General features: G+C 73.2%; 17 protein-coding genes. 8 read left to right on the top strand and 9 right to left on the bottom strand.

Going from position 1 to position 21,957, the window contains the following annotated elements; translation table 11 throughout:
* The first annotated feature begins 929 nt into the window (after nucleotides 1–929).
* Entirely contained in the window at nucleotides 930–1,532 is a 603-nt protein-coding gene (locus ACQPZ4_RS40675; RefSeq protein ID WP_433048545.1) for a DUF6745 domain-containing protein, read from the top strand.
* Nucleotides 1,533–1,933: 401 nt separating this feature from the next.
* On the opposite strand, the gene ACQPZ4_RS40670 is transcribed toward ACQPZ4_RS40675, so the two are convergent.
* The gene (locus ACQPZ4_RS40670) at nucleotides 1,934–4,207 is read right to left on the bottom strand and encodes a CocE/NonD family hydrolase (protein ID WP_433048542.1); all 2,274 of its coding nucleotides are present in this window, start codon (nucleotides 4,205–4,207) and stop codon (nucleotides 1,934–1,936) included.
* Between the two features lie 107 nt (nucleotides 4,208–4,314).
* On the bottom strand, nucleotides 4,315–5,412 hold the full coding sequence (locus tag ACQPZ4_RS40665; protein ID WP_433048539.1) for a winged helix DNA-binding domain-containing protein: 1,098 nt from the start codon (nucleotides 5,410–5,412) through the stop codon (nucleotides 4,315–4,317).
* A 66-nt stretch (nucleotides 5,413–5,478) separates the two neighbouring features.
* On the opposite strand from ACQPZ4_RS40665, the gene ACQPZ4_RS40660 reads away from it, so the two are divergent.
* Nucleotides 5,479–5,664 carry a hypothetical protein gene (locus ACQPZ4_RS40660; protein WP_433048536.1) on the top strand — a complete coding sequence of 62 codons (186 nt, stop codon included), beginning with the start codon at nucleotides 5,479–5,481 and terminating at the stop codon, nucleotides 5,662–5,664.
* A 176-nt stretch (nucleotides 5,665–5,840) separates the two neighbouring features.
* Here the strand turns inward: ACQPZ4_RS40660 and ACQPZ4_RS40655 are convergent, their stop codons facing one another.
* The gene (locus ACQPZ4_RS40655; RefSeq protein WP_433048533.1) at nucleotides 5,841–6,044 is read right to left on the bottom strand and encodes a hypothetical protein; all 204 of its coding nucleotides are present in this window, start codon (nucleotides 6,042–6,044) and stop codon (nucleotides 5,841–5,843) included.
* 86 nt (nucleotides 6,045–6,130) lie between these two features.
* Between ACQPZ4_RS40655 and ACQPZ4_RS40650 the strand changes: the two genes are divergently transcribed.
* Nucleotides 6,131–6,982 (top strand): MHYT domain-containing protein, encoded by an 852-nt coding sequence (locus ACQPZ4_RS40650; protein ID WP_433048530.1) that lies wholly within the window; start codon nucleotides 6,131–6,133, stop codon nucleotides 6,980–6,982.
* Between the two features lie 75 nt (nucleotides 6,983–7,057).
* Here the strand turns inward: ACQPZ4_RS40650 and ACQPZ4_RS40645 are convergent, their stop codons facing one another.
* Complete coding sequence (locus ACQPZ4_RS40645) at nucleotides 7,058–8,098, bottom strand: LolA family protein (RefSeq protein ID WP_433048527.1); 1,041 nt, start codon at nucleotides 8,096–8,098, stop codon at nucleotides 7,058–7,060.
* Nucleotides 8,099–8,274: 176 nt separating this feature from the next.
* Between ACQPZ4_RS40645 and ACQPZ4_RS40640 the strand changes: the two genes are divergently transcribed.
* Together ACQPZ4_RS40640 and ACQPZ4_RS40635 are read left to right on the top strand one after the other, a co-directional pair.
* Entirely contained in the window at nucleotides 8,275–8,931 is a 657-nt protein-coding gene (locus tag ACQPZ4_RS40640) for a response regulator transcription factor (RefSeq protein WP_433048524.1), read from the top strand.
* Complete coding sequence (locus ACQPZ4_RS40635; protein WP_433048521.1) at nucleotides 8,928–10,277, top strand: sensor histidine kinase; 1,350 nt, start codon at nucleotides 8,928–8,930, stop codon at nucleotides 10,275–10,277. Before ACQPZ4_RS40640 ends, ACQPZ4_RS40635 begins: the two co-directional genes overlap by 4 nt.
* Before the next feature lie 114 nt (nucleotides 10,278–10,391).
* On the opposite strand, the gene ACQPZ4_RS40630 is transcribed toward ACQPZ4_RS40635, so the two are convergent.
* Nucleotides 10,392–10,946, bottom strand: a complete 555-nt coding sequence (locus tag ACQPZ4_RS40630; RefSeq protein ID WP_433048518.1) for a cysteine hydrolase family protein — start codon at nucleotides 10,944–10,946, stop codon at nucleotides 10,392–10,394.
* Between the two features lie 60 nt (nucleotides 10,947–11,006).
* Between ACQPZ4_RS40630 and ACQPZ4_RS40625 the strand changes: the two genes are divergently transcribed.
* On the top strand, nucleotides 11,007–12,167 hold the full coding sequence (locus tag ACQPZ4_RS40625) for a MerR family transcriptional regulator (protein ID WP_433048515.1): 1,161 nt from the start codon (nucleotides 11,007–11,009) through the stop codon (nucleotides 12,165–12,167).
* Complete coding sequence (locus ACQPZ4_RS40620; RefSeq protein WP_433048512.1) at nucleotides 12,164–14,545, top strand: VIT domain-containing protein; 2,382 nt, start codon at nucleotides 12,164–12,166, stop codon at nucleotides 14,543–14,545. Before ACQPZ4_RS40625 ends, ACQPZ4_RS40620 begins: the two co-directional genes overlap by 4 nt.
* Before the next feature lie 874 nt (nucleotides 14,546–15,419).
* Here ACQPZ4_RS40620 and ACQPZ4_RS40615 read toward each other — a convergent pair.
* The 3 genes from ACQPZ4_RS40615 to ACQPZ4_RS40605 form a co-directional block, all read right to left on the bottom strand.
* On the bottom strand, nucleotides 15,420–15,896 hold the full coding sequence (locus tag ACQPZ4_RS40615) for an HIT family protein (protein ID WP_433066890.1): 477 nt from the start codon (nucleotides 15,894–15,896) through the stop codon (nucleotides 15,420–15,422).
* A gap of 50 nt (nucleotides 15,897–15,946) precedes the next feature.
* Complete coding sequence (gene thrS, locus ACQPZ4_RS40610) at nucleotides 15,947–17,968, bottom strand: threonine--tRNA ligase (RefSeq protein ID WP_433066887.1); 2,022 nt, start codon at nucleotides 17,966–17,968, stop codon at nucleotides 15,947–15,949.
* A gap of 64 nt (nucleotides 17,969–18,032) precedes the next feature.
* Nucleotides 18,033–18,614, bottom strand: a complete 582-nt coding sequence (locus tag ACQPZ4_RS40605; protein ID WP_433048509.1) for a phosphatase PAP2 family protein — start codon at nucleotides 18,612–18,614, stop codon at nucleotides 18,033–18,035.
* A gap of 97 nt (nucleotides 18,615–18,711) precedes the next feature.
* On the opposite strand from ACQPZ4_RS40605, the gene ACQPZ4_RS40600 reads away from it, so the two are divergent.
* Complete coding sequence (locus ACQPZ4_RS40600; protein WP_433048506.1) at nucleotides 18,712–20,715, top strand: acyltransferase family protein; 2,004 nt, start codon at nucleotides 18,712–18,714, stop codon at nucleotides 20,713–20,715.
* Here the strand turns inward: ACQPZ4_RS40600 and ACQPZ4_RS40595 are convergent.
* A complete protein-coding gene (locus tag ACQPZ4_RS40595) occupies nucleotides 20,667–21,866 on the bottom strand; it encodes a cytochrome P450 (protein WP_433066884.1) in 1,200 nt (399 codons plus the stop codon). The genes ACQPZ4_RS40600 and ACQPZ4_RS40595 overlap by 49 nt on opposite strands.
* Nucleotides 21,867–21,957 lie beyond the last annotated feature (91 nt).

The following is a 21,957-nucleotide window of genomic DNA, read 5'->3' as shown; positions in this document are numbered from 1 at the left end:
AGGCCGCCGCCGACGCCGTGCGCCTCGCGTATCGGTCCGCGGGGCTGCCGGAGCCGCGCCACATCGTCTGGTTCGCCTCCCCGCTGGCGGGCGCCCGGGCGGCGGCGCTGCTGACCGGCCGCCGTGGCCTGCCCGGCACCGCCCCGGACCCGGCGGACGGGGCGATCGAGGCCGAACTGCGCGCGCAGCGCTGCCCGCCGGTCCACGGCTCGGCGGGGGCTTCGGTGCGGGCGGCGATCCGTACCAACCCGTGGGCCGCCGCCCGGTCCGAGGCGCACGACCTCTTGGGCCCGGACGGCTGGGCGGCCCTGTGGTCGGCCTGCGGGGCGGACGTGTGGCGGCTGATCAACGATCGGCTGGCCACGCCGCTGCGTACGCATCTGCGCGGCGAGCTCCCGGTCCACGCCCGTCCGGTGCTCCTGGACGCGATCGGCGGGCAGCACGACGCGGGGTGGTTAGCCGCCTTCGACGCTGCCGCCGCTCCTACGGTCGCCGGTCCTGTGCCCGCTGACGTCTCCGCGGCTTCGGGGTCTCACGCGTCCGGCAGTTTCTCGGCTTCGGGCTCCGCTCCGTCCGCCGGCTCCTCGGCTTCTGGCTCGGCTAGGTCCGGCGGCAATTCGGCTTCTGGCTCGGCTGGGTCCGCCGGCTCTCCGGCTTTGGGCTCGGCTGGGTCCGCCGGCCTCTCGGGTTCGCGGTTCGCTGCGTCTGCTGGGACCGCGGCGTCGGGTTCCGCTGGTTTTGGTGGCGCTTCGGCCTCGGGTGGCGCTTCGGCCGCCGGGTCTTCGGTTGCTTCGGCGTCCGGTCGTCTTGCCGAGCCGATGTTCAGCGCCGGCCCGGTCGCGGCTGCCGCCTGGATGGGGGCCACACGTGCCGCGGCTCCGGCCGAGCCGGCTCCTGAGGCTGTGGACCCGATCTTCAGCGCCGGCCCCGTGGGTGCCGTCTGGGCCGCGTCGCCCGGACCGCAGGGCGAGGCCGCGCTGCATGCCGTTCAGCGGCTGGCGGGCCTGGCCGGGGTGGCCCGCTCGGCCGGCTGGTGGTGGCCGTACGCGAACATCGCGATCCTCACCGACCGCCCCGACGCCGTGCACCGCGACAACATCGGCCGCCTGCACGCCGCCGACGCGCCGGCCCTGCACTACACCGACGGGTACGCCCTGCACGCCTGGCGCGGCATGCCCATCCCATCGGACCTCGTGACCCGCCTGAGCAACCTGACCCACCAGCAGATCGCCGCCGAACGCAACGCCGAGCTCCGCCGGGTGATGCTGGAGCACTTCGGGTACGAGCGCTACCTGAAGGAGGCCGGCGCCCGCCGCGTGAGCCAGGACGAGGCCGGGGTCCTGTGGCGGCTGACCTTCAACGACGACGAGCCCCTGGTCATGGTCGAGGTCATCAACAGCACCCCGGAGCCGGACGGCACGAGCCGCGTGTACTGGCTGCGCGTCCCGCCGACGACCCGCAGCGCCCGCGAGGGGGTGGCCTGGACCTTCGGCCTGACCGAGGACGAGTACCGCCCCCTGATTCAGACCTGACCCGATCGCCCGCCGCGCCGCGTGGGCCGGTTCTGCCCCGCAGCGGCAGGACCTCCGCCGTCCCGCGTGCCGGTCCCGCCGTCCCGCGTGCCGGTCCCGCCGGCCGCGGCGGGAACCGCCACCGCCGCGTGGGCCGGTTCTGCCCGCTGCAGCTGGATCTCCGCCGTCCCGTGTGCCGGTTTCGCCGCCGCCGCGTGGGCCGGTTCTGCCCGCTGCGGCAGGATCTCCGCCGTCCCGGTGCCGGTTCCGCCTGCGCAGCGGGACCGGCACGGAGGGGTGGGCCGGTGTCGCCCGTGGCGGCGGGACCTCCACCTTGCCGCGAGCAGGTTCCCGCCCGCCGCGCCGATTTCACCGCTGCGGTGCGGCTCGGAGGTGTCGTGCGGCTCGGGCGGTGGGGCAGGTCAGCGGGCCAGGGGCAGCGTGACGTACGACGGGGAGAGGATCTCCTGGCGGACCTTGCGCAGCTCCAGCTCGTGGCCGAACGGGGCGCCGGTGCCCGGGTTGCGGCTGAAGCGCGGGTGGGCGCCGCCGCTCACCTGGATGCGGATGCGGCGGTTGGCGGCGAACCGGTACGCGGTCGGCCACAGCTCCACGTGTACCGGCTCGTTCGGGTCGCGGTCCGGGCGAGCGCGGGCCAGGCCGTCGCAGATGTTCCAGGAGCGGCCCTGCTCGTCGACCTCGCAGAGGCGGACGAACACGTCGAAGTACGGGGCCGGGGTGTCGTCGTCGCGGCCCGCCGTCGTCGCGCGGACCGTGATCTCGGCCGAGACCGGGCCGACCACGGTGAGCGGCTCGGCCAGCGGTGGCGAGGTGAACGTGAGCACGTCCGGCCGCGACTCGAGCGGCCGGTTGTCGCGCCGGCCGGCGATCTTGCCCACCAGTCTGGGGCCGCCGAGGGCCGGGGTCGGGTTCTTCGGGTCGTAGATGAAGGAGTCGAGGACGTCGCCGCCGGTCAGGTCGCGGCCTTCCGCCGGCCAGCCCACCTCGTCGGCTGCGACGGCCATGGTCTGCGAGGGCCAGTCGACCCGGCCGTTCGCGCGTTCGGACTCGGTCGACACCGGCCAGCCGATCGCCTCGTCCGCCGCCTCAGCCCCGTTCGCGCCGGTCCCGTTCGCGCCGGTCCCGTTCGCGCCCGTTCCGTGCGCCCCACCGCCCAAAGCGCCCGCAGCGCCCGTGCCGCCGCCCGCGCCTGCCCCGGTTGCGCCTGCCCCGGTTCCGCCCGCGCCGGTTGCGCCCGCGCCGGTTGCGCCTGCCCCGGTCGCGCCTGCCCCAGTTGCGCCGGCAACGCCGCCCTCGGTTCCGCTCGTCGCGCCCGTGGCGTCGGTCCGCGGTGCGTCGGGCGCGGCGCCGGGCGGGGTCGGCCAGCCGTTCTCCGGGTTGGGGTCGCCGATGGTGACCGAGCGGGTCGCCCAGCCGTGCTCGTCGTGCGGCGTCTCGAACGCGGCGGCGCCCGCCGGGGTCGGCGAGGGCCAGCCCAGTTCGTCGTCGGTCTCGTCGGTGGCGGGGGAGTGGCCCGTCGACCGCGGATGCGCCGGCGCGCCGTGGGCCGCCGCGGTCGGAGTGGGCCAGCCGGCCTCGTCCGCGAGCGGGGTACGCGGGTCGTCGAGGGTCAGCGTCGAGGACTTGGACAGATACCAGCGCTGCGGGGTGCTCGACGGTGACGGCCAGTCGGCCAGTTCGAGCCAGCCCTCGGCGCCGCCGACGTGGACGCGTACCGGGCGGTCGCGCACCTGCTCCGGGCCGCCGGTGTGGGCGCGGAACCAGGCCACGGCCTCGGCGGCCGACTGCTGGAAGAGGCCCGCGCTGCCGTGGTGCCAGGGGCCGATGGTCAGGTGCGGGTGCTGGCCCGCCGCGCGCAGGGCCGCGTAGTCGACGAGCTGCCAGGGCAGGAAGATGTCGTACCAGCCGCCGATCATGAGCACCGGAGCGGTCACGTTCGGCAGGCGGTGGGTGTGCCCGCGCTCGGTCCAGTACGGCGACGTCGGGTCGGCCTCGGCCAGCCAGCGCTGGAAGAACTCGATCTCGGCGCCGACGGTCACCCGATCGGCCTCCGCCATCGGCACCCGGGCCAGGCCGCGCTGGAGCCGGGGCTGGCCGCGCAGCAGTTCGACGGCGTTCTCCAGCCGCGGGCCGCGCTGGGCCTCGAGCAGCGCGGACCACGTCAGCACCGTGTCCAGCGAGAACGCGCCGCCGGCGTAGGTGGGCGGGCCGAAGTCCGAGGCGGTCACGATCGTCGCCATCGCCTTGAGCTCGTCGCCGGCCTCGGCCGCGAGCGCCCACTGCACGAAGCCGACGTAGCTCGGGCCGTACGTGAGCAGGCGCCCGTCGTACCAAGGCTGCAGGCGCAACCAGTCCAGCGTGTCGAGGCCGTCCTCGCGCTCCTGCAGGAGCGGCTCGAAGGTGCCGCTGGAGTCGGCGGTCCCGCGGCACGACTGGATGAGCACGTGGAACCCGCGCTGCGCCACCGCCCGGCAGAGCAGGTTGACCGGCGCCCCACGGCCGTAAGGCGTGCGCACCAGCACCGTCGGTACCTCGGCGTCGATCGCGGGCGCGTAGTGATCGGCCCGCAGGTTGGCGCCGTCGCGCATCCGGATCGGGATCGCCCGCGTCACCTTGACCCGGGCGGTCACCGCGGGTGGCAGCTTGAGCAGTCGACCTACCGGATCCAGCCTCATGCGTCCCGAGCGTAGCGCCCGTCCCAGTGAGCCACGCCGCGCCACCGCGTGCGCGTCGCGTTGCCCGGACTGGGCGAAATCCGGCACATACGACTTATCACCCAGGGCTAGGCGGTGACCTCCGCCGAGTCCAGCCCCCGCACCGCGGCCAGCGCGTCGGCCTCCGGCTGCAGGGCCTTGCGCGCCGCGGCGGGCAACGGGATCCAGGGCGTCACCGTCACCTCCAGCCGCTTGCCTACCGCCCTCGCGCGCCACGTTCCGGCGATGTCGGCGTCGGCCAGCAGTACACCGGGATTGCCGAGTATCCGCCAGACCTCCTTGGCCTGCGCCTTGTCCGGCACCAGCACGGTGCGGTCGCGCGCCTGCAGGAACGGGTCGGACGGTGGCAGGAGCCGCACGCCGCGGACCTTGGGCGCGCCGAGCAGCGCGTCGAGGTCCTCCGGCGGCAGCCAGGCGGTCCGCCCGTCGGCCGACACCGTCGCGAGGTCCGCCGGCCAGGTCGGCTTCAACGCGCCGACGGTCGTGCCGAGGTACTTGGCCACGTCGCCGGGCGTGGCCGGTCCGAGCAGCCGCAGGTACACCCGGATGAACTCGGTCGTCCCGGACGCCTTCCCGGGCTGTGGCGGCCGCGGCTCGATCGGGGCGAGCACCGTCTTCGGGGCGTCCTCCTCGAGCCGCACGCCGCCGCCGAGGCCCGCCGCCTGGAACAGCCCGCCGGAGATGTGCCGGGCGCCGCAGGGCTTGCAGTCGTACGTGAGCTCGCGCGGGACGAGGTCGCTGACGGCCCGGCTGACGTCGCCCTTGGCCATCGGCGCCCGGACGACCTTGCGGAAGGCGGCGGCCGTCGCGCGGAACGCCTCCAGGCCCAGCTCGAAGGCGGCCTTGGGCAGCTGGCCGGTCGCGAACCGGGCGGCCGCGTCGGCGTCGGACAGCGGCCAGAGCGCCTCGGCCAGCGCGGGCAGGTCGGCCGGGCGGTGCAGGTGCGGGGCGCCGCGGGTGCTCCAGGCGAGGGCCAGGTCGCCGGCGAGCGGATCGGTGCAGCGCGCGGCGAGCGCCTGCCGCGCCGAGCCCGCCGGGACGTTGGGCACCCCGAGATCGAGCACGCCCAGCCCGGCCGGACCGCCCTCGTGGCGCTCGACGAGGCCGTTCATCATCGTCCGGTACGCCATGATCTGCGCCCGATCCACGGAAGGTGCGCTGCCCATGAGCGCCATTGTCGCCTGCTGCGGAAAGTCTTGCCCGCCGCCCGCGAATGGGTGCACGATCGATGCATGGCGGAGGAGCACTTCACAGACACAGAGCTCGCGTTCCTGCGCCACGCGCGGTTCGGCGAGCTGCCGGCCCCGGTCCGGCCCGAGGACCGGGTCGAGCTCGAGGAGACCGAGGCGCCGCGCACGTGGCTGGACATCGGGCCGAGCCGCGAGCAGCAGCGCGCCCTGCAGCCCGGCGCGTCCTGAGCAACAGTTCTTACCCGGCGCTCTGCCACGCGCCGGATCTGCCGGCGGCGCGCCGGATCTTGGCGTGCGTCAGATCTCCCCGCGTTCAGCGAGGGCCGGTTCTTCCTGCCGCTCGCTGAACCTTGCGGGTCTTCGGGCGCCCGCCGATCGTCACGCCTGCCGGCGCTCGCTGGGCGTCAGATCTTGTGGTGCGAGCCGTCCGGGTCCGGCATCTCCGGGTTGTCGGTGATGTCCGGCGGGGTCGTCGCGGCCGATGGCGGGGTGGCGTCCGGCGGGGTCCATTCGGATTCGCGCTCGGCTTCCAGCGCCTCTTCGGTCTCGCCCTGGGTGGCCCGTCCGGCGGCGCCGGAGCCGACGAGCGAGTGGTCTGGTTCCGTCATATGACCTCGGCTACCCGTGCCACGAACGGGCAAACCCCGCACAGAATGTCCGCCCGGCGGTGCGGCCGGGCTGGCTGAATCGCCCGGTGACCTCGGTTGAGCAATTTGCATATGGCTGGATCACGCCGGCGCTCGCCCTCGCGATGTCCATGTTGGGCTGCCTGCTCGGCACGTTCGTGACCAGCCGCTCCCGGGCCTCCACCGGCGGGAGCCGGGCCCGATGGCTGACCCTTTCCGCGGTCGCCATCGGTGGTACGGGCACCTGGGTGCCCCATTTCATGGCGATGCTGGGCCTCGACGTGCCGGGCACCGACGTGCGGTACGACACCCTGACCACGCTGCTCGGGCTCGGGATCGCCGTCGTGGTCTACTGCCTCGGCCTCTACATCGTGGGCTGGGGGCGGCCGAGCGCCTGGAAGATCCTGCCCGCCGGGGTGCTGACCGGGATCGGGCTCACCGCGGTGTACGCGACCGGGCCGCTGTCGATGCGCCTCGGCGGGATCATCGCGTACGACGCCGGGACCCTGCTCATCGCCGCGGCCGCTGCCATCGTCGGCGCGTGCGTGACCCTGTGGTGCGTGAGCGTGGTCCGCGGTACCGGCGCCATGCTGTGCGCCTCCGTGATCATGGCGCTCGCGGTGTGCAGCACCCACTACATGGTCATGGCCGCGCTGCGGGTCCAGGTCGCCCCGGGCGGTGCCGAGGTCGAGGGCGTCACGCTGTTCACGATGCTCATCCCGGTCTGCATCGCGGCGTGCGTGATCCTGGCCGGGCTCGCCTACAGCACCGTGGGCTTCACCGTCCGCCAGGACACCGCCCGCGAGGAGGCGCTGCTGCGCCGGGCCCGCGACATGTACTCCGTCGCGACCATCGCCCGGGCCGCCGAACACCGCCGCCGGCGGCGTCAGGGTTCGCCCGCGGTGTCCTCCCACCGCTAGAGGGACCGCGGCCCGATGGCCACGGTCCCTCGCCCCGGCTGGCGGGGTTGCTGTGCTCGTTCCCTGCGGTGCCTGTTACTTGAGCGCGGCGGCCGGATCGGCGGCCACCTGCACGAGCCGCTCCGGCGTGACCGAGCCGATGAGCACCCGGCCGTCGTCGGTGAACAGGACGCTCACCAGCTTGCTGTTGAACGTGCGGCCCCCGTTGCCGGTGGGCAGCTGTGAGATCGCGTCCTGAGCCTTCTTCTGCTCGTCGGAGCCGGCTCCCTTGGCCGCGTTCGCGTCCGAGGAGCGGACCACCAGGACGGACGTCCAGCCGGTACCGACGACCGCGGTCTTCGGCTTGTCCGCGGCGTTCTCCTGCTTCTGCGCCTGTTCCTCGGCCGCCTTGGCGTCCTTGTTCCCCTCTTCGACCTTGGTGCCGGCCGGCGGGTTGAACTTGAACTCGGCGTCGTCCGGGCGGGCGAAGTTCACCGAGGTGAACGCCACCTCGAAGGCCGGCTCGGCGGAGCCACGGGGCAGGACCTGCACCCGCAGCGGCAGCTTCTCCTGCGCGTCGATCGCCAGGCGGACCTCGCCGACCAGGGAACCGGTGTCACGCGGACGGAGCACCAGCTCGTACGCGTTGCGTCCGGCGATCTTGGCCGACGTGCCCGTGGAGACCTGCGTCGTCGGGTCGATCGTCTTGAGCGCCAGGTCGGCCGCTTCCTGCGGCGTCTTCGGCAGGTCGGTCGGCGTCGGGTGGGCGCCCTTCTCGTCACTCCCCGGCTGGCCGGTGAAGTGCTGCGCCTGCTTGGCCTGGGAGTCCCAGATCCAAGTGTCGTTGCCGTTGTGGATGATGTCGCTCTGCCCCTGCGTGCCCAGCAGTGAGACGCGGGCCTTGTCGGGGCCCGAGTACCACACGCGCAGGGTGTGCTTGCCGGAAACCAGCGACGTGAGCTTGGCGCTCTGGTCGCCGGTGAGCAGCGGGATCGCCGGCAGGCCGAGGTCGGCACGCTCGACGACCGTGCCTGACAGCCCGTCGAGCGTCGCCGTCTGCAGATCGACGAGCAGCTGCGCGGCGGTGCGCGGCGGCAGGTCGGGCTCGGCGGCGACGGCGAGGGTCTTCGCTGCCACGCCAGCACCGACCACAGCGACCGCAGCTGCCGCGGGCACCGCCCACCGAAGGACGGGTCGTGACGTGAAAGTGGACATTGGTAGCACCTCCTGCCAACCATGGTGCGGTGGTCCGGCTGTGACATCGCTGAGACCGTCTGTGCCGCGCCACAGCCGAGCATGCCACGCTGGTACGCGTGCGGCTGCTGGTGGTAGAGGATGAGATGCGCATGGCCAACGCTTTGCAGCGTGGCCTGCAGGCCGAGGGCTTCGCGGTGGACGTGGCCGGCGACGGCCCCAACGGGCTCGAAATGGCACGTCACGGGGGCTATGACGCCGTGATCCTGGACATCATGCTGCCCGGATTGTCCGGATACCGCGTGGTGCAGACCTTGCGCGCCGAGAAGAACTGGGTCCCGGTGCTCATGCTCTCGGCCAAGGACGGCGAGTACGACCAGGCCGACGGCCTCGACTGCGGCGCCGACGACTATCTGACGAAGCCGTTCTCCTACGTCGTGCTCGTCGCCCGCCTGCGCGCCCTGCTGCGCCGCGGCGCCCCCGAGCGCCCGAGTGTCCTGACCGTCGGCGAGCTGACCCTCGACCCGGCCCGCCGCCGCGTGACCAGCGCCGGTGAGGAGATCGTGCTCACCGCCCGCGAATACGCCCTGCTGGAGTACCTCATGCGCCGCCCCGGCCAGGTGGTCTCCAAGACCGAGCTGCTCGACCACGTCTGGGATGCCAGCGTGGACACCGCGCCCAACGCCGTCGAGGTCTACGTCGGGTACCTGCGCCGCAAGCTCGGCCGCGACCTGCTCGAGACTGTCCGCGGCGCCGGCTACCGGCTGCGCACATGAGGTGGTGGGCATCCCTCTCGCTGCGCGGCCGCCTGGTCCTGCTCGGGACCACCGGCCTCGTCGTCGGCCTGGCCATCGCGGGCGCGGCGATGGCGTTCGCGATGACCTACAGCTTCCGCGGCTCCCTCGACCGCTCCGCGGACGCCACCGCCGGCGAGATCGCCTCGCTCCTCGACGAGGGCGGCAAGCTGCCCGAGGCGCTGCCGGCCCCCGCCAACCAGGTCGTGCAGATCATCGACCCGCAGAACCACAGCGTCATCGCCGGTGATCGCAACGCCGACCTGTTCGTATCGCTCCTGCGTGGCGACGAGGTCGATCGCGCCCTGCGCGGCGAGCGGGTCGAGGTTCCCGGCAACCGGGCCGTCCAGCCCGACTCGCTGCGGGTCACCGCGCGCCAGGTGCCCGACGGCCGCATCATTCTGGTCGCGGTGCCGCTCGGCGACTACCACCGCAGCCTCGAACTGCTGCGCAACGCCCTCTGGGTCACCTACCCGGCGCTCATCGTCGTTCTCGTCGCCATCGCCTGGCGCGTGGTCGGCGCCGCCCTTGCCCCGGTCGACCGCCTCCGCCTGGGCGCGGAGCGGATCACGGGCGCGGCGACCGACGAGCGCCTGCCGGTGCCGCCGTCGAGCGACGAGATCCAGCGCCTGGCCATCACGCTGAACCACATGCTGGACCGGCTGGCCGTGTCCCGGGCCCGGCAGCGCTCCTTCATCGCCGACGCCGCCCACGAGCTGCGCAGCCCGCTCGCCTCGATCCGGATCCAGATCGAGGTCGCCCAGAAGATCGGCGACTGGGCCGCGGTCTCCGACGACGTCATCGCCGACCTGGACCGCCTCGCCCGCCTGGTCGAGGACCTGCTCCTGCTCGCCCGGGCCGACGCCTCCGACCCGCGCCGGGTGGCCGTGGAGCCGGTCGAGCTCCGCACCCTGCTGACCACACTCGCCAAGCGCTTCGACACGGTTGTCGTCGATCCGGGCGAGTCCCTCTGGACCGAGGGCGACCCGGATGCGCTGCACCGCATCGTGCTCAACCTCGTCGACAACGCGATTCGCCACGCCCGCAACCGCGTCACCCTGGCCGCGGTGCCTGAGGGCGCCAACGAGGTCCTGGTCACCGTGACCGACGACGGGGAGGGCATCCCGGCCGCCCTTCGCGAGCGGGTCTTCGACCGTTTCGCCCGCCTGGACGACGGCCGCGCCCGCGACGCCGGCGGGAGCGGCCTCGGTCTGGCGATCGTCCGCGAGCTGACCCGCCGCCACGGCGGCACGGTCCGCCTGACGGATGCCCGCCCGGGCGTACGGGCCGAGATCCGCCTTCCGCGCCTGCCCGACAGCACCATGTGACCGCACACCGCATCCGTCAGGTGCGGCGTGCTGAACCCCTGTGGACTTGTCAATCAACCCGCGGAACTCCTCCGAGCCCGCCGGAGCCCTCGACCCTCAGCGCCGCCCTGGATCTCAGCCGAAGGTGACCTCCTTGGTCTCCACCGTGCCGCCCCGCCGTCCAGGCGCGTGCGCCTCTGCCCAGTACATGTTGGTGTGGGCGATGACGAGGTCTGGGGTGGGCGCGCCCCACTCCGACAGGTCCTCCGTCGTGTGCGCGTCCCCGACGAGGATCGCGTCGTAGCCGCGCACCAGCGCACCGTGCAGCGTCGCCCTGATGCATTCGTCGGTCTGGGCCCCGGTGACCACCAGCCGGCCGACGCCCAGGCCGGCCAGGTGCTGTTCGAGTTCCGTGTCCTCGAACGAGTCCGCGTACTCCTTGTGCACGAGCGGCTCCGACTCCTGCCGGACCAGTTCGGCGACGAATCGCCATTGCTCCGAGCCGCGGGGGAGGTGCTGCTCGTGTGAGTGCTGCACCCACACCACCGGCACGCCCTCGGCGCGTGCCCGTTCGAGCAGGGTGTTGATGTTCGCGATGACAGTGTCGCGGTTGTGGGCGCTGCCGGTGTTGCCGTTCTGAACGTCGATGACCAGCAGTGCGGTGTTGGGCCGATCTGCGAATGTCGTCATGCCTGAGACTTTAGAACCCGAGCTTGACAGTGTCAATCTGACAGTGTCACCATGGATGGCATGACCGCAGAGGAATGGACACTCGAAGAGCTCATCGGCCGCGTTGCCGAACAGCTCGACGACACCGCCTACGCGGGCGCGCCGAACGGGCGGGTCCGGGACGTTCCCGATGCCCGCGCCGTCCGGTGGTACACGACCATCGGCCTCGTCGACCGGCCCGCCATGCGCGGCCGGACGGCGTGGTACGGGCCGCGGCACCTGGCCCAGCTGGTGGCGATCAAACGGCTGCAGTCGGAGGGCTACAAGATCGCCGAGATCCAGGCGGAACTGGCCGAGGCGCCCGACGACGTGCTCCAGGACATCGCGGCACTGGACCGGCCGAAGGGCATGCCGCGACGGTTCTGGACGCAGCGGCCGGCGGAGTACGTACCAGAAGAGGCGGCGCCGGCCCCGGTCGAGATCGTCCCCGGCGCGGGCCCGGTCGACGCCGAGCCCGCACCGCCCGGGCGCGGACGACGAGAGCCGGGACCGGCCGGGCGGGAACGACGAGAGCCGGGACCGGCCGGAGGGGCCGCAGGCGGGGGACAGGTGCCCGTCGGGTCTGCGCCGCCGGGAGAGGTGCCCGCCGGGTCTGCGCCGCCGGGACAGGTGAACGCCGGGTCCGCGCCGCCGGGAGAGGCGCCCGCTGGGTCCGCGCCGGAGGGAGAGGTGCCCGTCGGGTCCGCGCCGCCGGGACACGCGCTGCCGGGGCCGGGATCGACCGGGAGTATGCCGGACACGGGCGCGGGGCAGACCGAGCCGGCGCCGCCGGGTCGTAAGCAGCCGAAGGGACCAGCGCGCGGGGCCCCTGGCGGACGCCCGGTGGACGCGAACCCGACCCGGCCGCCGGGACATGGGTGGCCGGAGATGACCTCGCCGGGGTACGGATGGCCGGAGCTGACGGCGCCGGGGAACGAACGGCCGGAGTCGACCCCGCCGGGACATGGGCGGTCGGAGCCGGCGGCAACAGGGCACGGGTGGCCGGAGTCGAGACCGGCCGCGTTGGGCCTGCTCAGCGGGGTGCCGCTGGGTGGGGGAGCGGTACTGCTGCTGAACACCACGCCGAACGAGGACGACCTCGAGGCCATCCGACACGCGGCCCGCGAGCTCATGGACCTGCTCGCGACCCGGGGACTTGTCACACCGGACGAGACGATGACGAGGAGAGGGAACGCCACATGAGACTCGCGACGATGACCGAGGACGAGGCGCGCACGGCCGCCGCGCCCGTGGATGAGGCCGGGCTGGGTGCGCTGCGCACCGAGCGCGGCAACCTCCCGCTCGACCGGCTCGACGTGCGGACCGCGATCACCGGCCTGGTCGCCCGGACCGATCTCACGCAGGAGTTCGTCAACGTCCACCGCGAGCCGCTGGAGGCGACGTACATCTTCCCGCTGCCCGACCGGGCCGCCGTGGTTCGCATGGCGATGATCGCTGACGGGCGGACCGTCGAGGCCGACCTGCAGGAGCGCGGCGCGGCCCGAGAGGCGTACGACAACGCCATCGCCGCCGGTCAGCGCGCCTCGATCGCCGAGGAGGAGCGGCCAGACGTGTTCACCATGCGGGTCGGCAACATCCTGCCCGGCGAGCGGGTCAGCGTGACGCTGTCCCTGGTCGGGCCGCTGGCGTTCGAGGACGGCGAGGCGACGTACCGGTTCCCGCTGGTGGTCGCGCCGCGGTACGTCCCCGGGGCGCCGCTCGACGGTGACAGTGTCGGCGACGGGTGGGCGCTCGACACCGACGCCGTCCCGGACGCCTCCCGGATCAGCCCGCCGGTGCTGCTGCCCGGGTTCCCCAACCCGCTGCGCCTGTCGATCGACGTCGACATCGACGCGGCCGGCCTGCCGCTCGGCGACGTGCGGTCCAGCCTGCACGCGGTGCAAAAAGCGGAGAACCACGTGTCGGTACTCCCTGACGAACGCGCCAACCGTGATTTCGTCCTGCGCCTCGCGTACGGGGCGGGTGCGCAGAGCCTCGCCCTGGCACCGGACGCCGAGGGGGACGAGGGCACCTACCGCCTGACGGTGCTCCCGCCCGAGCCCGACGCGCCGCCACGGCCGCGGGACGTGGTGCTGCTGCTGGACCGCTCGGGCAGCATGGGCGGCTGGAAGATGGTGGCGGCCAGGCGGGCGGCGGCGCGGATCGTCGACACCCTCGGCTCGCAGGACCGGTTCGCGGTGCTGGCCTTCGACGACCGGGTCGAGACGCCGGAGTCGCTGGGGTCGGGGCTGGCCGACGGTACCGACCGGAATCGCTACCGCGCCGTGGAACACCTCGCGCGCGTCGAGGCCCGCGGCGGCACCGAGATGCTGGAGCCGCTGATCGAGGGCCTGCGCCTGCTCGGTACCGACAACGCCCGCGACCGGGTTCTGGTTCTGGTGACCGACGGGCAGGTCGGCAACGAGGACCAGATCCTGCGCACGCTGTCCGGCACGCTGCAGGGGGTGCGCGTCCACGCGGTCGGCATCGACCAGGCCGTCAATGCCGGCTTCCTGGGGCGCCTCGCCATCGCGGGTGGCGGCCGGTGCGAGCTGGTCGAGAGCGAGGACCGGCTCGACGAGGCCATGGACAGCATCCACCGGCGCATCGGCGCCCCGGCGGTCAGCGGCGTGACGATCGCGGCCGAGGGGCTGACCCTGCTCGACGACACCCGGACCCCGGCCAAGCTGGCGGACATCTTCACGGGGGTGCCGTATGTGGTGAGCGGGCGGTACCGCGGTCCGGTGGCCGGCGCCCTGACCGTCCGCGGCACGACGCGCGACGGCAGCCCCTGGACGGCCACGGTCACCGCGGAGCGGCACGACTCCACGGCGCTGACGGCCGTCTGGGCGCGGGCGCTGCTGCGGGATCTCGAGGACCAGTACGTCACCGGGGCGCCGCTGGAGCAGCGGATCACCGGGATCTCGTTGCGCTTCGGGGTGCTGTGCCGCTTCACGGCGTTCGTGGCGGTCGACAGCCGGGTCGTCACCGAGGGCGACGGGCCGCGCAAGGTGACCCAGCCGGTGGAGAGCCCGGCGGGCTGGGAGATGCCGAAGGCGGTCCCGCCGCCTCCGCTGCAGCCGACGCTGGCTTCGATGCCGATCGGGTACGCGGCGCCGCGGTCAGCCGGCCCGTTCGCGGCCCCGGCCGCAGCGGCACCGCCGTTCGCAGCTCCGGCACCGATGCCGATGGCCCCGGGCGGTCCCGCGGTCCAGCGCAAGATGGCCCCGCAGCGCGGTTTTGCCCGGCGCCTGGTCCTGCCCGAGCCGGCCGCGGCCGACGGCTTCGCGGGCGGCGGCGGGCTTGACGCCCGCACCCTGGCCACCCAGGAGGCGGCGCGGCTGCGGGAGGCGGAGGGCCGGCCGGAGTACGAGCGGCGGGAGCTGCTGGAGGACCTCGGCTCGCGCCTGGCGGCTCTGCAGTTGCCGGAACTGCGTGCCCTGGCCGACGCGCTGACTCCGCAGGGCATTGCTGCTCGGCCGCTGGCGGAGTTGTGGGAGTTCGCGCTGGCCGAGCTGGACCGGGCGGCTGGAGGTGGGGAGCCGGAGCCGCAGCAGCGGAAGGCCTTCTGGAAGCGCTGACCGCCGCCGCGCCTCAACCGCGGGGCGCCGCTCAGGAGAGGACCCGGGTCGCGCCGGCGTAGCCCCGAAAGGGCACGCCGGCGCGGCGGCGGGGTGCGTGCGGCGGCGGGGCGCGTGCGGCGGCGGGGTGCGTGCGGCGGCGGGGTGCGTGCGGCGGCGGGGTGCGTGCGGCGGCGGGGTGCGTGCGGCGGCGGGGTGCGTGCGGCGGCGGGGTGCGTGCGGCGGCGGGGTGCGTGCGGCGGCGGGGTGCGTGCGGCGGCGGGGTGCGTGCGGCGGCGGGGTGCGTGCGGTGGCGGGGTGCGGGATCCGCGGACACGTCGAGTGTGGGCGGGGTTCGGCCGCTTGGGCTGGGGAGCACCGGGCCACACCTGGTCGTGGGTTTGGGGCGCCTTCGGCCTGCCCTATGCACCGCGATTAGCGTGGTCCGTGTCCGTGGTTTGGTCACCGTTCGGTGGTCCAGGCCGTCGTTCGCTGCCGGGTCCGTCGTGGTCGTCGTTCGGTGGTCCCGGTCCGAGGGCGCCTGCGGCGAAAGAGCAAGTTTCCGGTTCGTGGTGGGTTACGGGCCGAGGCGCCTTGCGGCGCCAGGAAAGCTTGCGGTCCGGAGCGGGTTGCGGGTCGTGGGCGCCTTGCGGCGCCCCGAGGGCAGTTCCGGGTTCGTTGTTGGCTGCGGGTCGTGGGCGCCTTGCGGCGCCCCGTGGGCAGTTCCGGGTTCGTTGTTGGCTGCGGGCTGTGGCGCCTTGCGGCGCCCCGAGGGCAGTTCCGGTTTCGTTGTTGGCCGCGGCGCCCCAGGGCAACGTGCGGCGAGGGAAGGCAAGACAGCGAAAGGTCCGGACAGCCAAGGCCGTCCGGACCTTCAAAGCAGAGAGAGACCAACTCAGGCCGTTGCCGGCCAGACTTCCGCCAAGAGCTTCCGCGTGTCGGTCAGGAGTTGGGGCAGGACCTTCGTGCGGCCCACCACCGGCATGAAGTTGGTGTCGCCGCCCCATCTGGGGACGATGTGCTGGTGCAGGTGGGCGGCTATTCCTGCGCCTGCTACGGCGCCCTGGTTCATGCCCAGGTTGAAGCCGTGGGCGCCGCTTACCTTGCGGATCACGCGCATGGCCGTCTGGGTGAACGTGGCCACCTCGGCGGTTTCGGGCGGCGTGAGGTCTGTGTAGTCGGCTATGTGGCGGTACGGGACGACCATGAGGTGGCCGGGGTTGTAGGGGTAGAGGTTCAGGATCGTGTAGACGACCTCTCCCCTTGCTACGACCAGGCTTTCGTCGGCGGGTAGGCCGGGGGCCCGGCAGAAGGGGCACCCGGCCGGTTCGTCGTGGTCGTCGGCTCGGCCTTCGCCCTTGATGTACGCCATCCGGTGTGGCGTCCACAAGCGCTCCAGCTCGTCCGGTTCCCCAGGGTTGGTCACTGAGGCGAACCCTCGGAGGCGTCGGGAGCCGCAAAAGACGGGCCGTCGTTCGTGCGCGAACGGACCACCTCCACCACGTGGGCCACCGCCTCCGCTAGGGGGACGCCGTTGCGCTGGGAGCCGTCCCGGTAGCGGAAGCTCACCGTTCCGCCGGTGACATCGTCGTCGCCGGCGATGGCCATGAAGGGGATTTTCTGCTGCTGGGCGTTGCGGATCTTCTTCTGCATGCGCTCGTCCGAGTGGTCCACCTCGACGCGGATTCCCTCTTGCTTCAGGAGGTCCGCGAAGTCGAACAGGTAGTCGGCGTGGTCGGAGCGGATCGGGATGCCGACCACCTGGACCGGGGCGAGCCAGGCCGGGAAGGCGCCGGCGTAGTGCTCGGTGAGGACGCCGAAGAAGCGTTCGATGGAGCCGAAGAGCGCGCGGTGGATCATCACCGGCTGCTGGCGGGTGCCGTCCGAGGCCTGGTACTCGAGGCCGAAGCGCTTCGGCTGGTTGAAGTCCACCTGGATGGTGGACAGCTGCCAGGTGCGGCCGATCGCGTCCTTGGCCTGGACGGAGATCTTCGGGCCGTAGAAGGCGGCGCCGCCCGGGTCGGGGACGAGCTCCAGGCCGGAGGCCTCGGCGGCGGCGCGGAGGGCCTCCGTGGCCTCCTCCCAGTCGGCGTCCTCGCCGATGAACTTGGGGGAGTCGTCGCGGGTCGAGAGCTCCAGGTAGAAGTCCGGCAGGCCGTAGTCGCGCAGGAGGTCGAGGACGAACTGGAGCAGGGAGGTCAGCTCGCCCGCCATCTGCTCCTTGGTGCAGTAGATGTGCGAGTCGTCCTGGGTCATGGCGCGGACGCGGGTCAGGCCGTGGACGACTCCGGATTTCTCGTAGCGGTAGACGCTGCCGAACTCGAAGAGGCGCAAGGGGAGTTCGCGGTAGGAGCGGCCGCGGGCCCGGAAGATCAGGTTGTGCATCGGGCAGTTCATGGCCTTGAGGTAGTACTCCGCGCCCTCCATCTCCATGGGCGGGAACATGGTGTCGGCGTAGTACGGCAGGTGGCCCGAGGTCTGGAACAAGTTCGCCTTGCTGATGTGCGGGGTGTTCACGAACTCGTAGCCGGACTCCTGGTGGCGCTGGCGCGAGTACTGCTCCATCTCGCGCCGGATGATGCCGCCCTTGGGGTGGAACACGGCGAGGCCGGAGCCGAGCTCGTCGGGGAAGCTGAACAGGTCGAGGTCGGCGCCGAGCTTGCGGTGGTCGCGGCGGGCCGCCTCCTCGAGCAGCTTCTGGTAGTCCTTGAGCGCGTCGCGGGTCGGCCACGCGGTGCCGTAGATGCGCTGCAGCTGCGGGTTCTTCTCCGAGCCGCGCCAGTAGGCGGCCGCGCTGCGCATCAGCTTGAAGGCCGGGATGAACCGGGTCGAGGGCAGGTGCGGGCCGCGGCACAGGTCGGACCAGCAGACCTTCTCCGACTGCGGGTCGAGGTTGTCGTAGATGGTCAGCTCGCCGCCGCCGACCTCCATCACCTCGGAGGTGTCGACGTCCGACTTGATGTCGACGAGCTCCAGCTTGAACGGCTCGTCGGCGAGCTCGGCCTTGGCCTGCTCGAGGGAGTCGAAGCGGCGCCGGCGGAAGCGCTGGCCGGCCTTGATGATCTCCTGCATGCGCTTCTCGAGCTTGGCCAGGTCGTCCGGCTGGAACGGCTTGGCCACCATGAAGTCGTAGTAGAAACCGTTCTCGATGGGAGGCCCGATGCCGAGCTTGGCTTCCGGAAACACATCTTGTACGGCCTGAGCCAGCACGTGCGCCGCCGAGTGCCGCAGCACGTTGAGCCCGTCGGGGCTGGACATGTCCACGGCCTCGACCTCGGTGTCGGCCTGCGGCGTCCAGTCCAGGTCGCGCAGCTTGTCGCCGTCGCGGACCACGACGATCGCCTTCGGGCCGGAGGTGGGCAGCCCGGCCGCGGCGACCGCGGCGGCCGCCGTCGTGCCCGCCGTGACCACGATGCGCGGTGGGGCTTCGGTATTCGAGCGCACTGCGGACACGGGCTGCTCCCAAGCATCAAAGAGTCGGTTTTCAACCCCGATGCTATCGAGGGCCTCAGCGGACGGCGGCGAACACCCCACCGGCGACGATCGCGCCGACCACGGTGCCGACCAGAACCTGGAGCACCGTGTGGTCCTTCAGCACGACCCGCGACCAGCCCACGGCGGCGACGAGCGGGGCGGTGACGAGGAGGATCGGGCCGTACACAAGGGAAAGGATGACGACCGATCCGGCTGCGACGGCGGCGTGGATGGACATCTTCCAGAAGTGGTTGACCAGCGCGGCGACGACCAGGCCGACCCCGCCGGCCACCACGGCGGCGAGCAGTTCGCGGTGCGCGTGGGCCAGGAGCAGCACGACGAAGCCGGCGAGCACGGAACCCATCCCGACCAGCAGCGGGACGAGCCGCTGGCGCCGGTCGCCGATGTGGTGGTCGGTGAGCTTGCCGGTGCGCACGCCGCGCAGGATGTAGAGGTAGGGCAGCACGCTCTCGAACAGCGCGGCCACCGCGCCGAGGGCCAGGCCGCGCGCGAGGCCGGGCTCCGCGTGCACGCCGAGCAGGACGAGCAGCACCGACACCAGTACCGCGGGCGCGAACGCCTCCGTGAAGAAGCGGGCGGCCCGCTGCTGGATCACCGGCGCACCCTAACAAACCGAGGAATTCTCCGTAAAGTGCGCTAAATGCCCGAATTCGCTACCGTGTCGCGGTGCGTAGGCGACCGGGCGGCAGTCGGTGACCGTCGACACCCGGCCGCGGCCCCGGCCGGCTGCCCGTACAAGATCAAAAAAGCCGGAAGCAAAGTTCCGGCCCGACATCGAGGGCCTGCGGGCGGTCGCGGTGCTGCTCGTCGTGCTCGGCCATGCGGGCGTGCCGGGGCTGGCCGGCGGGTACGTCGGCGTCGACGTGTTCTTCGTGATCTCCGGCTTCCTGATCACCCGGCACCTGTTCGAGGAGCGCCGCCGCACCGGCCGCATCCGCTTCGCCGCGTTCTACGGCCGCCGCATGCTCCGGCTGCTGCCCGCCGCCGCGCTCGCCGCCCTGGCCACCGTCGCCGCCGCGTGGGCCTGGTTCTCGCCGATCGCCGCGCGGGCGGTCAGCCTGGACGCGATCACCGCCGCCGTGTACGGCATCAACGTCCGCCTGGCCGCGCAGGGCACCGACTACTTGAGCGCCACCCGCGAACCGTCGCCGCTGCAGCACTTCTGGTCCCTGGCCGTCGAGGAGCAGTTCTATCTCGTCTGGCCCGTGCTGCTGGTGCTGGCCGGCGCGACCAGGCGGCGCGCGCTGCTCACGCTGGGCGGGCTCGCGGCGGTGAGCTTCGCGGTGTCCGCGTGGCAGACGACGGCCGCGCAGCCGTGGGCGTACTTCGGCCTGCCGGCCCGCGCCTGGGAGCTGGCCGTCGGCGGGGTGGTCGCGCTGCTCGCGCCGCGGCTGAAGAACGTGACCTGGATCGGGCTGGCGCTGATCGGGACGGCCGCCGTCTGGTACGACGACGAGATGGGCCCGGCCGCGCTCCTCCCGGTGGCCGGCGCCGCGCTGGTCGTGGCCGGACGGAGCCGATGGCTCGGCGCGGCGGTCCTGCGCCGGATCGGGCGGCTGTCGTACGGGTGGTACCTGTGGCACTGGCCCGCGCTGATCTTCGTCGGGCACGTCACCGGGAACCTGGGGCTCCGGCTGGCCGCCGCCCTCGGAGCGCTGGTCCCGGCCTGGCTGTCGCTGCACCTGGTGGAGAACCCGATCCGGTTCGGGGTCCGGTTCCGCGAGCGCGGGCTGCAGCTGGGGGCGGCGGCGACCGCGCTGACCGCCGGGGCGGCGACGATCCTGCTCGGGCTGCCGGTACACGTGGCGGGAACCGGCACGGCCGGCAACACCGCCGCGGCCGTCGTCGCCGCGCCCGCGCATCCGGAGGTCGCGCTCAAGGCGCTGATCGAGGCGGCGGCAACCCGCGCCGCGATGCCCGCCAACCTCGTCCCGCCGGTCACCCAGGCCGGCCGCGACACGCCCGCCGGGGACCGGGGCTGCCTCGCCTCCCTGGACGACACCTCGACCGCGAAGGCGCTGCGGCTGGGCTGCGACCGCCACGGCGACCCGGGCGCGGCCACCACCGTGGTGCTGTTCGGGGACTCGCACACCGAGCAGTGGTTCGAGGCGGTCGACCAGGTGGCGAAGCAGCGGCACTGGCGCCTCGCGGTGCTGGCCAAGAGCGGGTGCACGCCGGCCGAGGCGACGACGACGAAGCTGGGGACGCGCCGGCCGTACCGCGAGTGCACCTCCTGGCGCGCGGACGCGCTCGACGCGATCGAAACGCTCCGCCCGGCCCTCGTGCTGCTGTCGACCCGCACCTACACGGAGCCGCCGGCCGACGCGACGTGGGCCGCCGCGCTGATGAGGACGGCGGAGCGGATCGCCGCGCTCGGCGCCCGCCCCGTCGTGCTGCAGGACACCCCGGACCCGCGCGGCGTCGACGTGCCCGACTGTGTCGCCGCGCACCCGCAGGCGGTGGGGCGCTGCGCGCTGAAGGCCGAGGCCGCGCTGTACCCGAGCCGCCGCGCCGCGATCCAGAACGCCGCCCGGGAGCGGGGCGTCACGGTGCTCGACCCGGCCGACTGGTTCTGCACCGCGACCGTGTGCCCGGCGATCGTCGGCGACACCCTGGTGTACCGGGACGGCAGCCACGTCACGTCGACCTACGTCAGGCTGCTGACCCCGCTGCTGGCGGCCGCACTGCCCAGCTGAACCCTCATCCCGGTGAAGCCGCGCAGGGTCAGGCTGTTGCGGCGCTCGGGCGGGCCGGCCAGGGCGATCTCCGGGAACCGGGCGGCCAGCGCGGGGAGGGCGATCCGCGCCTCCAGGCGGGCCAGCGGGGCGCCGAGGCAGTAGTGGATGCCGCCGCCGAAGGACAGCGGCGCGTTGTTCTCCCGGTCCAGCCGCAGCTCGTCCGGGGCGTCGAAGCGCTGCGGGTCGCGGTTGCCGGCGCCGAGGTACGCCACCACGCGCTCGCCCGCCTCGATCGGCAGCCCCGCGAGCTCGACGTCGTCGGCGGCGATCCGGCTGGCGATCTGGACCGGGCTGTCGTACCGCAGCAGCTCCTCGACCGCCGCCTCGGGCGCCTCGGCCGCGCGGGCCAGCCGGCCGGGCTGTTCGAGCAGCGCCACGAGCCCGTTGGCGAGCAGGTTGGTGGTGGTCTCGAAGCCGGCCGCGAAGAGCAGGGCGGCGTTGGAGAGCACCTCCTCGTCGGTGAGCCGGTCGTCGGCCGTCTGCGCCTGGGTGAGGGCGGTGAGCAGGTCGTCGGCGGGCTCCTTGCGGCGCTCGTCGAGCAGCCCGCCGAGGTAGTCGCGGATCGCCGCGGCGGCCGGGTCGGCGGTCAGCAGGACGTCCGGCGTGATCATTTCCAGGACCTGGGTCCAGTCGCGGACCAGGGTCTGGAACTGCGGGCGGTCCGCGGCGGGCACGCCGAGCAGCTCGCCGATGACCGCGACCGGCAGCGGGAAGGCGAAGCCGCCCACGAAGTCGGCCACGCCGCCGTCGGACCGTGCGGCGAGGTCGTCGAGGAGGTCGCCGACCATGCGCTCGATCGCGGGCTGCAGGGCGGCGACGCGGCGGGCGGTGAACGCCGAGCCGACCAGCCGCCGCAGCCGGGTGTGGTCCGGCGGGTTCAGGGTCAGCATGCTCGTCCACAGCTGCAGCAGCGCCGGGTGCTCGCGCCAGTCCGGGAAGCCGACGAAGGCCAGCATGTCCGCCGGCATGTGCGCGAAGCGGCCGTCGCGGACCACGGTCTGGCAGTCGGCGTATCCGGTGACCACGAGCGCGCCGTCGGCGGCCCGCACGATCGGGGAGATCTCCCGGAGCCGGGAGTAGCGCGGGTACGGGTCCTCCCGCCCCGTCATCGTGGTGAGCTCGCCGAGCAGCCGGTCGATTTCGTCGTTCTGCACGATTTCCGCCACGCGGCCAACCATAGCCAACTAACGAAAGTCACGA

Source organism: Dactylosporangium sp. CS-033363 (genome assembly GCF_050942475.1).
Classification (GTDB): Bacteria; Actinomycetota; Actinomycetes; order Mycobacteriales; family Micromonosporaceae; genus Dactylosporangium.
Note: the sequence above shows the minus strand (reverse complement) of the source record. Positions and strands in the feature narration are given on the sequence as shown.